The sequence below is a fragment of the Vibrio rotiferianus CAIM 577 = LMG 21460 genome (assembly GCF_002741985.1).
Lineage (GTDB): Bacteria > Pseudomonadota > Gammaproteobacteria > Enterobacterales > Vibrionaceae > Vibrio > Vibrio rotiferianus.
In genome coordinates, this window is record NZ_APHW01000013.1 from 68660 (window position 1) to 82327 (window position 13668).

Genomic DNA, 13668 nt, shown 5'->3' on the forward strand with positions numbered 1-13668 from the left:
CCATTAGGCTTTGAGTAACTGTTTGTTTTGGGCGCACTTTATCTATGACCAACATCTTTATCATTGTTGTTCTTCTGGTTGTATTCTTCTTTATTATTCAAAAGTATGTTGTGAAGCAGGATGATACGAAAGATTACCCGTATCGTTCTAAAGGGCCAGTATTGAAAGGGCCAGAAAGCGCGTTTTTCAATGCATTGCGAGCTGCGGTAGGTGAGCACGGAGTCGTACTTGCCAAGGTTAATATGTCCAACGTCGTTGTTCCAAAGGACATTAAAAACAAGAAACAGTTTTTCGTTGCGAGTAACAGAATCTCACGTAGTTACTTTGATTACGTTATCTGCGATCCGAGAACGTTAGAGCCAAGAGTGATCATTGAACTGGACAATGGTCAGCAACTTCATAAAGGTAAAGTCGAGCGCCAAAAGTTGCTGATGCATGTATGCAAATCGGCGAATTTACCTTTGATTGGCGCATCTGTAAAACACAGCTACCAAGTCGGCCGTTTACGCCGCTTATTGGCCGCGCATATTGATTTGATTGAGCCTGATAAAGAAATACGTTTTTGTAAGAAGTGCGGCAGCCCGATGATCATTAGAACGGCAAGCCAAGGAGATTTTAAAGGGAGACGCTTCTTTACTTGTAGTCGTCAACCAAACTGTACTTACACCGAAAACTATAATGTGGTGTTTGATACAGAAAGTGAATAGATGCTGCTAGCACGTCGCTTTTAAAAGAGGCTTCGACTCACTAGTCGAAGCCTCTTTGTTTATGTAAGGCCATAAGAACCGCTCTTTGCAACAGTGACTCCGATAGCTCCTATACTTTGATAAAGAAAGAAGAATAGGGACGTGTTATGCGATATGGATGGATTCTTTCTGCGCTGCTACTCGCATTCAGTAGCAACGCTCAGCAGTCACTCAAACCACTTGAATGCCAACTGATAGACACACCGCAAGACCACTTCTTGTTTTATCGTGAGCAGATGGTTTACCACAGCGAGCAGTTTGCGATTTTCCAGAACTTTAAGGGGCGGGTGAGTACACAAGTAGATCTTAAAACTGGAGAACTGATCCGCACGACATACATTGGTGAACCGTTTGAACCGAAATATCAGATTCTGTTTGGCTACTGTCCAAATGTGTCGCAAGTCCTGCAGATTTGGATGCTGAATGAAGTGCCTTATGATAATTAATCTAAAACATAAAAGTTAAGTAGATCACACTTTTACGCCCAGTCAGGCGTGGCTTTGACGATAAAATCGTCTGAAAACGGGCGTTGAGTTTAGATTTTCGCCAAACGATTCAAAGTTAGTTAATTTATACTTGCACCCCTCATAGGATATAGCTAATATCCTTCTCGTTCTTAAGGAATGGGTCCGTAGCTCAGTTGGTTAGAGTACTACCTTGACATGGTAGGGGTCGGCGATTCGAGTTCGCCCGGACCCACCACTCCTTAAAGCCATACTAAAACCAAAGTATGCTGAACATTAAATTTGGGTCCGTAGCTCAGTTGGTTAGAGTACTACCTTGACATGGTAGGGGTCGGCGATTCGAGTTCGCCCGGACCCACCAAATTTAGTTCTTCGTGAACAAACGCAAAGCCCGCTAACTTAGCGGGCTTTGTTGTATCTGGAAGCTAGACGTCCTTGCTCCCCCTCACTCCCATACGAATTCTAGGAGCAAAGCAAAATAAAGATGTGATTATCACCCACTAAATATCTATGATTCCGCTTATTTCTTAGATTATATTTATAACCTTTAACAATAAATAAAAATACAAAATGAAACACCTGCATTCATTCTCTTATTTTATATTAGTTGTTCTTTAATTAAATTTTATTCCCATAATGATTTAAGAAATTAATTGGAATGTAACTCACACTATATAACGATGTTATTGGTTGCCTTAGATGTGTTCGCTTGTAGTGCGTTTTATCTGCATATACGTCACTTTATGTGTATTTCTTGACTGTAAGTTTATGTTTTTAAAGGTTGTCATGTTTAGGTGAGGAGTGTGTTATACAAAATCCAAATATTTAAAATTGTGATATTAATTCCTTTAGATAAATGTGGGACTTTTATTGAAATTAGTTACGTATATTATTTTTTACTGTTTTCTGATTAAAACTATAAACGCGCAATAGGTGATAGCGGATATAAAACGTCTGTTAGATCTTATTTGTACAATAAATGGAAGAGAGTGAAAAAGTGAAGGCAAATAATAACATTCTTAAAGCAGCAGTGGGTATGGCAATGCTATCCGGTCTGCCTACAGCGGCACATGCTCACGGTTGGACCGAGTTTCCGAGTGCTCGTCAAAACACATGTTATGAACAAGGCGGAATTTGGTCGGGTAATCCACCAAATGCAGCTTGTGCTCAAGCAAAAGAAATCTCGGGTACTTACCCGTTTGTTCAACGTAATGAATACGCCAAGAACATTACTGACTACAACAATATCGCAGCAGTAAAAGCGGCGATCCCTGACGGCACATTGTGTTTTGCAAATGACCCTCAGAAAAAGGGCATGGGTGCACCACATACAGCTTGGACTCGAACAGAACTCAACACGGGTTCATTTGAGTTTGTATTCAACGCCACTGCACCACACAACCCATCATTCTGGGAGTTTTACCTAACCAAACCAGGTGCAGATCTGAGCAAAGCGCTCGCTTGGGGTGACCTAGATCTTATTCAGAAAGAGGGCAATGTTCCTGTTGAAGGTGGTAAGTACCGTATGAACGTTACCATTCCTTCTGACCGTTCGGGTGACGCAATTCTATTTGTACGTTGGCAGCGTGATGATGCTGCGGGTGAAGGATTCTATAACTGTTCAGACATTACTATTGTGGGTGGTGAAACGCCTCCACCAGAGCCAACACCGCAACCTGATCTTGTAAAAGGTGACTTGTACATTCCCGTTGATTTCATCGGTCCTGATCTGGGTGACACGGTTAAGTATGACATCATCAACAAGTACGGCGATGTTGCACGCAGCTTTGATATTGAAGTGAATTCATCCAACATCAATGACTGGCAGCGTCTGTTGGCGTCAGAGATCAACGGATGGCATGCTGAGTTCAAAGGTGGAGCGGTATTCATTGGTGATTGGCATGAAGAGATGTCTCACTACATGTACTTCCAAAACGATCCTTCACGTAACTTCTTCAACTCAAAAGATAGCCGTGCATCGGGTGTGATCTCAGTAATTGATGGTGACGACGGTACGGTTGAGCCTCTAACTGGTGAACTCTACGAGCTTGTTAAGAGTGATAAGGTCGTAAATGCAGGTGACAAAGTTGTGATCGCCACCAGTGAAGCGGCAAACCTGACTCAAACTCAAGGCACGGCGGTGAGCATTCAAAACGATGGTACGGCGTCTATCGTGGTGGACACGACCGCTATCACTCAAAATGAAACACTTTCGTTTGTTGCCAATGCGGTCAACAGTGAACGTAAAGAGACATTCACATTTGAAGTGATTGCAGACGAAGGCAGTGTAGATCCAGAACCAACACCAGACCCAGATCCAAGTGGCGACGAATGGGATGCAGCAAAAACTTACTTAGGTGGTGAAGTGGTGTCTTACGCTGATGGAAAATGGAAAGCTCAGTGGTGGATTCAAGGTGGTGATGATCCACAAACGACTTACCAAAAAGACCAATGGGGTGTTTGGCGTCCGGCGAATTAAGACCTGAACTTTATGCGAATAAATCAGGCCACTTTAATCATGGATTGAAGGTGGCCTGATAAAGGTGTAACGTTATTTAATTGGAGATACAAACCCTTCTGGCTTGAGCGCAACTAAAGAGCACCTGATCGCTTGAAGGATATTTTCTGCAGTGTTGCCAATAACGAGCCCTTGAATACCTGAGCGTGCAATGGTTCCCATCACCAATGTATCAACGTCTTCGTTATCTACCCAACGGGGTATAAGTTCTTCAGCTGAGCCATGTAAGTGGTGCACTTTGATATCTCCAGAAATTCCAGACTTTTCAATCAACTCATTAAGCTTCTTCTGATGTTCTCCTTTCATCGCTTGAACTTGTTTATCAAGTATTTGGTCATCAACGTGTATCCAAATATGATGTCGTAAATAACTCTCCATTAGGAAATCCCAACAGGAGATAATTTCTAATGTCCCGTTACATGTATCAGCGATGGATCGTGCCGTTCTAAGAAGCTCAATGGCGAGTTCCATTTCTTCATTATTCTCGACATCTGGCTCTATAGCGACTGCGACTTTTTGGTCTGCCATCTGTTTGCTGTGTCTTCGGCTTATCCAAACGGGGCAAGGACATTTGCGTAGCAACTTCATATCAAGTGCTTTAAACCCTTTTTGGTCGTCAGATGCTGGTTCAGCTTCTTTAAAAACCAAATCGTGGTTACCACTTAATACATGTTGAATAACACTCACCGCGGGTTTTGTATTGCTTTCGATATCGATTGGAAATGAGTTAAAGTCTTGACCGATTGATGAAAGCTCAGCGTTAACGGTGTTTACTAGAGATGTTTGGTAAGTCTCCTTATATTCACTCATGCTAGACGGGAGTGCAGGGCAAGTAATTAGGCCACTGATTTTGGCGTTGTGAAGCTGGGAGAGTTTGAGGGCTTGATCCAGCGAGTTGTTTTGGCTGGCCAATCCGTGGCTAACGAACAAAATATTCTGAAATTTACTCATAACGACCTCCTTTTTCATAAGTGTGGTGCGTCATTACACATAATTCCACACGAAAAATGTGTTTTATTTTGGGATAAATCAAAACTTGCTTATATACCCAAGTGACTTCTGAATCCTGCATCTTGAAGTCACTTGGGTATACTCTACTAATTTAATATGTTTTTGATTGTAAGTTGTTTAAAAAGGAATACAATCGCGAATTATTACCCCTCCTTGGTGGATCTAAAAATGATAAAGAAAACCCTCCTAGCTATGGCACTTTCAGCCAGCATTATCGCGCCAGCAAGTGCTTGTACTGGCATCTCTCTTTCTACTACTACAAACGACCATATTCACGCTCGAACGATTGAGTGGGGTGAGAGCGATCTAAACAGCAAACTGATCGTTGCTCCTCGAGATTACTCGTTTACTTCAACCATGCCAGACCAAAAACAAGGGTTAAGCTGGAAGAGCAAATACGGGTTTGTTGGTATTTCGGTGAGTGACGACCGCTTTATTGGTGAAGGCGTCAACGAAGAAGGGTTAACGGCAGGTTTGTTCTACTTTAAAGGATACGGATCGCTAAAGGCGTACAATCCAAAAGATCGTACAAACAGTATTGCTGACATGGATTTTGTTCGTTGGATGTTATCGCAATTCAAGACGGTTGATGAAGTCAAAACCGCGATGAAAAACATCGATATTGTTCCTGTTTACATTGATGAAAAAGGGCAACCATCACCAACTGGACATTGGCGTGTTACCGACAAAGCGGGTAACAACATCGTGATTGAGATTATGGATGGTGGTCAGGTACACATCTACGATAACGAAGTGGGGGTACTGACCAACTCGCCAACCTTCCCATGGCAAGTAACGAACTTGAACAACTATATTCACCTTCAGCCGGGCACCAGTGCACCGACTAAGTTTGGTGGTGTAGAAGCGAGATCTTTTGGTATCGGTTCTGGCTTTTTAGGTTTGCCTGGAGATATCACACCACCATCGCGTTTTGTTCGTGCGGCATTCTTTGTTAATACAGCGCCAGAATCTAAAACCTCGCAAGAGGCGGTATCGCAAGCATTCCATATACTGAACAACTTTGATATTCCGATTGGTACTGAGTTTAGTTCTGAATATCGAGAGCATATCCCTGATTTACCAAGTGCTACGCAATGGACTTCGGTGATTGACCAAGGTAATGAAGCGCTTTACTACAAAACGATGCACGACAGCAGGATTAAGAAAGTTGATTTGACTAAAATCGACTTTAACCAAAAGCAAGAGTTAAAACGCAAACTCGATAATGGCTCATTCACGATAGAGAATGTGGAACTCTAAACATTCCCGAATGGGGGCTTAGCGGCCCCCATATTTCAAATGCTCAGCTGAATGATGAAGTGCTGTTGGTTCGTGTTAGGTGGGTAGCATCGTTGCTCGTTAACATTTGGTATGGACGCAGACCAAACAGTGGCATGATGGAATAAATATGATCGAACAGATCCGCTTGTACGCCTTCATAGTAAGCCCAGTCAGTATTGTTGGTAAATGCGTAAACCTGTAACGGAATACCTTCTGGTGTCGGCTCTAACTGTCTCACCATGATCAGCATGTACTGATGAATGTCTTTGTTCGCTTTCAGGTATGCATTAATGTAAGCGCGGAACATACCCAAGTTGGTCATTTGGCGTAGGTTGCCAAAGGCTGGCTCTTCATTCATTTCTTCATTGTAATCGTTGATTTCACGCGATTTCTCATAAATGTACTGGCGAAGGATTCGGATGCTTTTTAGCTTTTCAATTTCTTCATCAGATAAGAAGCGAATCGATGTGACATCGACATTCACAGAACGCTTGATACGGCGACCGCCAGAATCTGACATGCCTTGCCAGTTAATAAAGGCATTTTGCACTAGGGCATAAGCTGGAAGCATACTCACTGTGTTGTCGAAGTTTCGAACTTTTACTGTAGTGAGTGAGATTTCTTCTACTGTGCCGTTCGCGCCGTAAGAGTCCATTTGAATCCAATCGTTCAAGCTGATCATGTGGTTTGCAGATAGCTGAATACCTGCAACAAACCCCAATATCGTGTCCTTAAACACCAACATGACGAAGCCCGTCGCAACACCCAAACCGGAGAGGAAAATTACTGGTGATTCGTTGGCGAGAATCGACATGGAAACCACGACACCAACGAAGAAGGTGAACAGCTTAATCAGTTGGACGAAGCTTTTGATCGGCATTCTTCTTGTGATGCCTTTAAATGTTGCAATGTCATTTAATGCGTCAAGCAGGGCAAAGATCATCCAAATAAAAATGACCAAAATAGAGATACTAAGAATCCGGTCAAAAATGTTGGCTAACCAGTCGTAATGACCAACGGCGAGAGGGATAAAAGCATCCAACACCATGATTGGGATCAGCAGTGAGAGTTTTTCTAAGACATCATATTTCGCCAAACTTTCAGCGAGCGGTTTATTGGCTTTTTGCAGAACATTGTTTACTGACCGAACGATCAGATGATGAACTATCAGGTAACTGATCGCTGCAGCGGTTAAGCTCGCAAGAATAAAAACGGTTGTGAGCTCGACGCCATAAGGGTCACTATTGATGCCCACGGAACTGAGTTTGTCTGCAATAAAGGTGCGAATGTGATGATCGAGCAAAATGTCATCCTCAAAATGTAGCCTGAATGAAGAAGTGAGAACTTCTGCGTAGAAGTCAGGCAACAGGCCTTAGAAAGCCGCTAATCCTACTCTCCATCTCTATGTTTTGCACTGGTTTAATCCAGCAATCTTGAAACTTATTATTCAAAAATAGCGTATAGGCGAAGATGTGATACAGGTTTAACATCAAATTATGAAAACGGGACACGTTTTTCTGCTAAGTCTGTGAACTCTCAATGTTTTATTAGACTAGACTGAAAAGGCGGCTCGCGTTTAATTCAAGAGGCATTCAATGGAAAATTCTAATCAATCACAACAGCCTACATTTTTGTCTAAAGGCTGGAAATACTTCGTTATCGTTGGTGTTATTATCTGTTTAATGGGCATTGGTGCTATGAGCTTGCCGGTGCTTGCGGGCGTAACGATCTCGACCATCGTGGGTGCGGTACTGTTGTTCAGTGGTTTGGTTCAGGCATACCACACATTTTCTATTAACGTGTGGAAAGAGAAGCTTTGGTACGTTTTAAGTGCTGTGCTGTATATTGTCGGTGGCTTGTTCATTCTGTTTAAACCACTAGCGGGCCTTGTCACCATTACGATGTTGATGGTGATTGTGATGATTCTTAATGGTTTAACCCGTGTGTTCTTCGGGTTAAGCAATCGCAGTTTACCAAGCAGCAATGTGATCGTGCTCAGTGGCGTGATTTCTGTTCTGATTGGTGGCTACTTCTTTATGCTGCTCGATGATCCTGCGTTCTCGACTACATTGTTGGGCACTTTTGTTGGCATCTCATTATTGATTGAAGGCATTAGCTTTATCTTTATGGGGATGCAAATGAAGAAGCTCTCTTAATGAGCGTTATCTAGCATCTCGAGGTTAAATAGTACAAAGTGCCTGCCGGTTTGGTGGGCATTTTTTATAGAACGATAACGCTGAAGTGAGTTGCGAAACAACAAAAAGCCCGAGTATCTACTCGGGCTTTCTACGTGAATAGGAAGTTCTGCTAACGTTCTGCGTTATTTGGATTCACAAGCTCTAGCGTGGTTGGTATTGCGCTTTTCTTTAAATGACAGAACCAATTGAGGCACCAGTGACATGGTAATCATGCCGATCATTAGGCTGTATTGAATGAGCGTGAAGCTTTCACCCATCAAAATCAGACCAGATACAATCCCTGCAACAGGGTTAGCAATGCCACCAAACGTGAAGTCAACAACCGACATACGTTGCAACAACCATACATACATGCCGTAGCCAAGTGCCGTGTTGAGTACGATTACCCACAGCAACCCACTTACGTTTCTTAATGAGATGTTTTGGACAGCTTGAACGTAGGGCTCAGGGTTAATGCTTGCTAGTACACCTGCCGCGATAGATAAAATCACGCCGCCTAAAATAAGTTGCCAAGTGAGCACCGTCCACCAATGCATTCTTGAACCTAAAGATTTAGTTACGCTGCTGCCAATCACAATACACATAATGGCAGACAACATTGCCACTAAACCGACCGGGTTTAGCGTAATCGAGCTCGGGTCGAACAAGAACCAAGCCAGCGCGATAAGGGTGGCACCACTGATCCCTTGAATAAGACTCGGTTGGCGCTTGTAAACCATCCAACCAAATAGCATGGCAAAGACAGGCACTGAAATCATACCCACACCAGAGATCGCAGAAGGTAAGGTTAACGCCATCACGAAAATGAGACCGAAAAAGAGGGCGATATTAATCGTGCCAAGTACAAGCAAGATCTTCCAATCTTGTTTCTTTGGTAATGAAGGTTTGATAGCAAGTAGTAATAGACCAGCTGGCAATGCTCGTAGTGCACCAAGTAACACTGGCGGCCAGTCTGGCAAAGTAAACTGTGCTACGGCGTACGTGGTTCCCCAGAAGAACGCCGGAATCATCGCGAGTAAAATGTTCATGTTAAATATCTTTACGTTGAGATAATTTATTGTAAAGGTACGCTCGTTATTGCTTTTTGTAAAGTATCTTTATGTTAAAATAAATTCGTAAATCAAAATGTCTTTGGAGATGAAAGGGTAATGGACGCAATTGACAGAGTGGTAAGCCAGTGGGCTAAGGAAAAGCCGGATCTCGACACCGAACCGATGGCGATCATGGGACGTCTAATGCGGATTGCCAAGCATATGGAAAACCACGTTGCCGAAGTTCATAAGCGCTATGATCTCAAAATGGGTGAGTTCGATGTATTAGCCACGTTGCGTCGTAGCGGTGAACCTTATCGCTTAACTCCATCGGAGTTGATCTCATCGATGATGCTGACTTCTGGTGCGATGACTAACCGACTCGATAAGCTAGAAAAGAAAGGCTTAATTGCTCGAGAGCACAGTAAAGAAGATCGCCGCAGTGTCACTGTTCAACTTACTTCAAAAGGTTTTGAGTTGATCGATGCGCTTATTGAGCAGCATTTACAGGCACAACATGAATTGATGGGTTCGCTAACCAGCGATGAAAGAGAGCAGGTTAACCAGGCGTTAAAGCTGTTACTGCCTCAATATGAGTAACTGAGCTCCATAGGCTTCGGATTGGGATGAATCATGGGCATTGAAGAGCTAGAGCAGTTTGTTGGTACGTTTATGTGAATGCTCATATGATCTAGTGGCCGCCAAATTAATATAAGCTCAGCGTATTTCATTTTGATATCAGTAAGATAGTTTGTTCTTGGTCACAGATACTTCGCTTATCGCCAATATCAACAAACAAAAACTCGCACCTTTAACTCGCACCGACTATATAAATGTTATAGTGATGTTAAAGGTGAAGTTATGCGTGAACTCTCTGAATGGTTAGAAGCCTACGGTGAAAGCCATCAAAACCCAATCAATCAAAAGATTCATAAAGTGGCTGTGCCGGGTATCTTTTTATCCGTGGTTGGGTTGATTTGGTCTATTCCGCAAATTCCTTTGTTTGGATTCAATCTTAATTGGGTGTGGGTCGTTGCTTTACCCGCTTGGATCTTCTACTTCCGTCTGTCTCTCAGCGTATTCATGATGATGATTGGCTACACCGTTGCGTGTATTGGGCTAATCTGGTCGATGGACATACTCGGTTGGCCAGTTTTACAGATTTCGATGCTGCTTTTTGGTGTGCTTTGGATTTTCCAGTTTATCGGGCACAAAATCGAAGGGAAGAAACCATCGTTTTTTGAAGATGTTCAGTTCCTCTTAATTGGGCCAATTTGGGTGTTTCGTAAGCATTAACGTGGGAGCGTTAATGCTTATCGGCCATTAGCTCAAAGTTACTTGTTTATCTGAGTAATTATGTCGTTTAGTTTGGTTATGTTTTCGACGATCTCATGCATGTTCTCCTCTCCAACTTGATTGCAAAATTCTTCGGCGTAAGCTTTATGAAAAGGAGTGAGCTTTGATAAAACTTCATACCCTTTGGATGTTGGACGAAGCAATTTAGCTTTCTGGTGTGAAGGGTTCTCAATGGTTTCTAGAAGACCGTCGTCTATGAGTTGATTGCTTGTTCTTTGAACGCTCTGACGTGTAATACCCATCTTGCGAGCGACTTCTGCTTGGGTAAAAGGGTGGTTTTCCACTGCACCTAATATTTGCCAGCGTGTTGCAGTTAAGTTTGCTTGTGTTGCGATATGTTCAGCGATGGTAAGGAAGTGTCCATTAAGTTCGAATATAGAAAGCGCTAATGTACTTAGGTCTTGTTTGGCATCACGCATTACTTTTCACCTCGCCGAGCAATTCAAAGAATCCGTTGATGTCTCGCTGATAAAATAGCTTTTCCCATGAACTTAATGTTTTTTCTGAGTATAGATTCAAGGTTTTAAATATCTCGATCGCAAAAGCTACAGGCTCGATACCACTTGCAGTAATAACACGATTGCAGGTAACGGCAGGCGCATTAACGTAGTATTTGCTACCGGAGTAACCCATCATCTCCAAAAACTCCTTGGAGTTACTTGTATGTGATCTCTCGTCTAACAGGCCTTCTTTGGCTAACGCTGCCGTTGCACCGCATATGGCAGCAATAGATTTGTTTTGTTCGATGAATAGTCTTGCTTTTTGAATGAAATCGCTGATACCTCCGGTAGCAGCAGTATCAGAGCCACACAATATTAACATTTCGCTGTCGAGTGGATTCAATTCTTCCAAAGTCAAATCAGGAAGCATTGTGATACCGCCTTTAGATTTTACAGAATTTTTGTCTCTACCTACTGTTTTGACCTCGTAACTGTGATTATTTTGTTGAAACTCTGGAGAATTTATATGTGCTATTACGTAGCCAAATTCCCAGTCAGAAATTCCCTCGTATATTGCGAGGTGAACGATTCTTTTCATGACTTTTCCTCTAAAATGGTAACGCCTACAATAATGACAGCATGCTGTCATTGTTTCAAGGTTTATGATAAATTCAATTTAAAGCTATAAATTATGGGGAATGTACATGAGTGCAGAAGATCATTTTCAGGGTCAGTTTGAAGTTGAATTGAAATACCGAGTGAAAGACAAGCGAGCGTTTTTAACCGCGCTAAGCAGCTTACAACACGAGGTGATGTTCGAAGATAACCAAGAATCAGATTGGTTTTACGATACACCGGAACGCAAACTAACCAACGAAAACAAAAGCTTGGTGATTCGTGAAATTGAACCATCTGGCATTAAGCTTTGGATTGTTAAAGGTCCGGAAGAAGATCGTTGCGAAGCAACAGACATCACCAAGTCTCACGCGGCAAAAAGCATGTTGGAGAACATGGGGTACGAGGTGATTCTTCATACTAAGAAGACTCGCAGTATCTACTTTGTCGGTGAATTCCATATCACGCTTGACCACCTTGAAGGCATCGGTTATTTCGCAGAATTCGCAATCATGACTGACGATGAAAGCGCATTAGGACGCTACAAACAAAAACTGCAAGCACTAGCAGGCATGTTTGGTTTGGATGAGTCCAACAGAGAATTGCGCTCATATAAACAAATGTGGACCGCTCAGTAAAATCCCCGTCATTTCTTATTGGTCTGACAAGCAACTCCCTCCAATCGCACTATGATTAGAGTAGTGTGAAAGCGCTGTGTCTACGTTCATTAAAAGATGCAAGTAGCTAGTGACGATGTCACGGATTCGGAGGGGCAATGTACAACCGCGAGCACAAATACGTGTATTGGCGAGAAGAGCGCAAGAAAGGCAAATGGCACTACATTGTGAAGTCTTTCTTGATGATCTGCTGTGCATTGCTGGTTGGCAAAGTCATTGGGTTGTTCGTCTTTGGTGAGCTGCAAACCCTCAGAGATATCACGGAGCAGCTTCCAGCCGATCTGTTTATCATGATGCTGGTGGGCTTTCCGATCAGCGTGATTGGCTGGTATCACGAAGAGTCTAAATTTTTCCGTGCATTAAAGCGCCGAAATAAGAAATTCAAAGCACGATTAGAAAACCGAAATCAAGAAAATAAGTCCGTTTGATAAGGTGCTGCAATATTCGAGGGTTGCGGCTTTTTTACTCGTATGTCTCGTATCTCATTCCTGTACTTTCTAGCCATTGTGCGTCTAAACAAGGTGCGTTTGTATCGCGTCAAATTGTGTACCTGATGGCATTATTCCATTCTGATTGCGATACGAAACGAATTTAATGATTTTTGCCAAGATTTTGTTGTTCGCTCTTTGCTAGATTTCCCACAGAATATCTCCCTACAGGAACAAGAATGAATAAGAAAACCATGCTACATAGCCAACAAGTATACTTTTGTGATGATGAAGAATTGGCGGCAATGCAAACCGAATGTCTAGAGACTTTATATGACTATAACCAGACACGCCCGTCAGAAGGTGAAAAACGCGTTGAGATTATGCATCGCCTGCTCGCGTCAGTTGGGAAGAATTGCTATATCGAACCACCATTGAGAGCGAACTGGGGCTGTCATACTCACCTTGGTGATAATGTTTACGCCAATTTCAATCTAACGCTAGTTGATGACACTCATATCTATATCGGTGACCACGTAATGATTGGGCCGAATGTCACTATCGCGACCGCAGGGCACCCAATTGACCCGGATCTAAGGCGCGACGTGGCGCAGTTTAATATCCCTGTTCATATTGGCAATAACGTCTGGATCGGGGCCAACTCTGTGGTATTGCCGGGCGTGACGATTGGTGAAAACTCGGTGATTGGTGCTGGTAGTGTGGTGACAAAGGATATTCCAGCCAACGTTGTTGCGGTTGGTAATCCGTGTCGAGTACTACGAGAGGTCGGACAACACGATAAAGAGTACTATTTTAAAGACCGTAAGCTTGAACAAAATATATTCAACGGTTAGCCTAAACTCTCTACTTTACTAGGAAACTAGAATGATCCTACGCACAACT

Annotated in this window: 15 protein-coding genes and 2 tRNA genes; 12 read left to right on the top strand and 5 right to left on the bottom strand. The window is 42.8% G+C overall.

All coding sequences use genetic code 11. The features are described from left to right. The first annotated feature begins 44 nt into the window (after positions 1 to 44). The 5 genes from B853_RS05890 (at position 45) to B853_RS05910 (ending at position 3689) form a co-directional block, all read left to right on the top strand. On the top strand, positions 45 to 707 hold the full coding sequence (locus B853_RS05890; protein WP_010447841.1) for a DUF2726 domain-containing protein: 663 nt from the start codon (positions 45 to 47) through the stop codon (positions 705 to 707). A 146-nt stretch (positions 708 to 853) separates the two neighbouring features. After that, positions 854 to 1192: a hypothetical protein gene (locus B853_RS05895; RefSeq protein ID WP_010447842.1), complete on the top strand. Its 339-nt coding sequence runs from the start codon at positions 854 to 856 to the stop codon at positions 1190 to 1192. Between the two features lie 179 nt (positions 1193 to 1371). Next, positions 1372 to 1448, top strand: a tRNA-Val gene (locus B853_RS05900). Positions 1449 to 1494: 46 nt separating this feature from the next. Further along, positions 1495 to 1571 (top strand) — tRNA-Val (locus B853_RS05905). A gap of 636 nt (positions 1572 to 2207) precedes the next feature. Beyond that, positions 2208 to 3689 (top strand): lytic polysaccharide monooxygenase, encoded by a 1482-nt coding sequence (locus tag B853_RS05910; RefSeq protein WP_487247906.1) that lies wholly within the window; start codon positions 2208 to 2210, stop codon positions 3687 to 3689. 72 nt (positions 3690 to 3761) lie between these two features. Here B853_RS05910 and B853_RS05915 read toward each other — a convergent pair whose 3' ends face one another. Then, entirely contained in the window at positions 3762 to 4679 is a 918-nt protein-coding gene (locus B853_RS05915) for a universal stress protein (protein ID WP_038885977.1), read from the bottom strand. Between the two features lie 228 nt (positions 4680 to 4907). Between B853_RS05915 and B853_RS05920 the strand changes: the two genes are divergently transcribed. Beyond that, on the top strand, positions 4908 to 5999 hold the full coding sequence (locus B853_RS05920) for a linear amide C-N hydrolase (RefSeq protein ID WP_081641219.1): 1092 nt from the start codon (positions 4908 to 4910) through the stop codon (positions 5997 to 5999). Between the two features lie 43 nt (positions 6000 to 6042). On the opposite strand, the gene B853_RS05925 is transcribed toward B853_RS05920, so the two are convergent. Then, a complete protein-coding gene (locus tag B853_RS05925; RefSeq protein WP_038885985.1) occupies positions 6043 to 7323 on the bottom strand; it encodes a mechanosensitive ion channel family protein in 1281 nt (426 codons plus the stop codon). A 292-nt stretch (positions 7324 to 7615) separates the two neighbouring features. Between B853_RS05925 and B853_RS05930 the strand changes: the two genes are divergently transcribed. Continuing rightward, positions 7616 to 8176, top strand: a complete 561-nt coding sequence (locus B853_RS05930; RefSeq protein WP_038885976.1) for an HdeD family acid-resistance protein — start codon at positions 7616 to 7618, stop codon at positions 8174 to 8176. 164 nt (positions 8177 to 8340) lie between these two features. Here the strand turns inward: B853_RS05930 and B853_RS05935 are convergent, their stop codons facing one another. Next, positions 8341 to 9246: a DMT family transporter gene (locus B853_RS05935; protein ID WP_038885974.1), complete on the bottom strand. Its 906-nt coding sequence runs from the start codon at positions 9244 to 9246 to the stop codon at positions 8341 to 8343. 120 nt (positions 9247 to 9366) lie between these two features. Here B853_RS05935 and B853_RS05940 point away from each other — a divergent pair, with 120 nt between their 5' ends. Continuing rightward, positions 9367 to 9849, top strand: a complete 483-nt coding sequence (locus B853_RS05940) for a MarR family winged helix-turn-helix transcriptional regulator (RefSeq protein WP_038885972.1) — start codon at positions 9367 to 9369, stop codon at positions 9847 to 9849. A 261-nt stretch (positions 9850 to 10110) separates the two neighbouring features. After that, entirely contained in the window at positions 10111 to 10545 is a 435-nt protein-coding gene (locus B853_RS05945) for an Mpo1 family 2-hydroxy fatty acid dioxygenase (RefSeq protein WP_009706035.1), read from the top strand. Between the two features lie 38 nt (positions 10546 to 10583). On the opposite strand, the gene B853_RS05950 is transcribed toward B853_RS05945, so the two are convergent. Then, positions 10584 to 11024 (bottom strand): MarR family winged helix-turn-helix transcriptional regulator, encoded by a 441-nt coding sequence (locus B853_RS05950; protein ID WP_038885968.1) that lies wholly within the window; start codon positions 11022 to 11024, stop codon positions 10584 to 10586. Next, the gene (locus B853_RS05955; RefSeq protein ID WP_038885967.1) at positions 11017 to 11643 is read right to left on the bottom strand and encodes a DJ-1/PfpI family protein; all 627 of its coding nucleotides are present in this window, start codon (positions 11641 to 11643) and stop codon (positions 11017 to 11019) included. The genes B853_RS05950 and B853_RS05955 overlap by 8 nt, the downstream gene beginning before the upstream one ends. Positions 11644 to 11749: 106 nt before the next feature. Here B853_RS05955 and cyaB point away from each other — a divergent pair, with 106 nt between their 5' ends. The 3 genes from cyaB (at position 11750) to B853_RS05970 (ending at position 13619) form a co-directional block, all read left to right on the top strand. Continuing rightward, positions 11750 to 12298 (top strand): class IV adenylate cyclase, encoded by a 549-nt coding sequence (gene cyaB, locus B853_RS05960; RefSeq protein ID WP_038885965.1) that lies wholly within the window; start codon positions 11750 to 11752, stop codon positions 12296 to 12298. A gap of 137 nt (positions 12299 to 12435) precedes the next feature. Continuing rightward, complete coding sequence (locus B853_RS05965) at positions 12436 to 12765, top strand: hypothetical protein (RefSeq protein WP_038885963.1); 330 nt, start codon at positions 12436 to 12438, stop codon at positions 12763 to 12765. A gap of 239 nt (positions 12766 to 13004) precedes the next feature. After that, on the top strand, positions 13005 to 13619 hold the full coding sequence (locus tag B853_RS05970; protein WP_038885960.1) for a sugar O-acetyltransferase: 615 nt from the start codon (positions 13005 to 13007) through the stop codon (positions 13617 to 13619). The last annotated feature ends 49 nt before the right edge of the window (positions 13620 to 13668 follow it).

What these genes read in the sequence shown, in the direction of transcription:
- B853_RS05890 (WP_010447841.1), top strand. Translation starts at nt 45, where the DNA reads ATGACCAACATCTTTATCATTGTTGTTCTTCTGGTTGTATTCTTCTTT.
- B853_RS05895 (WP_010447842.1), top strand. Translation starts at nt 854, where the DNA reads ATGCGATATGGATGGATTCTTTCTGCGCTGCTACTCGCATTCAGTAGC.
- B853_RS05915 (WP_038885977.1), bottom strand. Translation starts at nt 4,679, where the DNA reads ATGAGTAAATTTCAGAATATTTTGTTCGTTAGCCACGGATTGGCCAGC.
- B853_RS05920 (WP_081641219.1), top strand. Translation starts at nt 4,908, where the DNA reads ATGATAAAGAAAACCCTCCTAGCTATGGCACTTTCAGCCAGCATTATC.
- B853_RS05930 (WP_038885976.1), top strand. Translation starts at nt 7,616, where the DNA reads ATGGAAAATTCTAATCAATCACAACAGCCTACATTTTTGTCTAAAGGC.
- B853_RS05935 (WP_038885974.1), bottom strand. Translation starts at nt 9,246, where the DNA reads ATGAACATTTTACTCGCGATGATTCCGGCGTTCTTCTGGGGAACCACG.
- B853_RS05940 (WP_038885972.1), top strand. Translation starts at nt 9,367, where the DNA reads ATGGACGCAATTGACAGAGTGGTAAGCCAGTGGGCTAAGGAAAAGCCG.
- B853_RS05945 (WP_009706035.1), top strand. Translation starts at nt 10,111, where the DNA reads ATGCGTGAACTCTCTGAATGGTTAGAAGCCTACGGTGAAAGCCATCAA.
- B853_RS05950 (WP_038885968.1), bottom strand. Translation starts at nt 11,024, where the DNA reads ATGCGTGATGCCAAACAAGACCTAAGTACATTAGCGCTTTCTATATTC.
- B853_RS05955 (WP_038885967.1), bottom strand. Translation starts at nt 11,643, where the DNA reads ATGAAAAGAATCGTTCACCTCGCAATATACGAGGGAATTTCTGACTGG.
- cyaB (WP_038885965.1), top strand. Translation starts at nt 11,750, where the DNA reads ATGAGTGCAGAAGATCATTTTCAGGGTCAGTTTGAAGTTGAATTGAAA.
- B853_RS05965 (WP_038885963.1), top strand. Translation starts at nt 12,436, where the DNA reads ATGTACAACCGCGAGCACAAATACGTGTATTGGCGAGAAGAGCGCAAG.
- B853_RS05970 (WP_038885960.1), top strand. Translation starts at nt 13,005, where the DNA reads ATGAATAAGAAAACCATGCTACATAGCCAACAAGTATACTTTTGTGAT.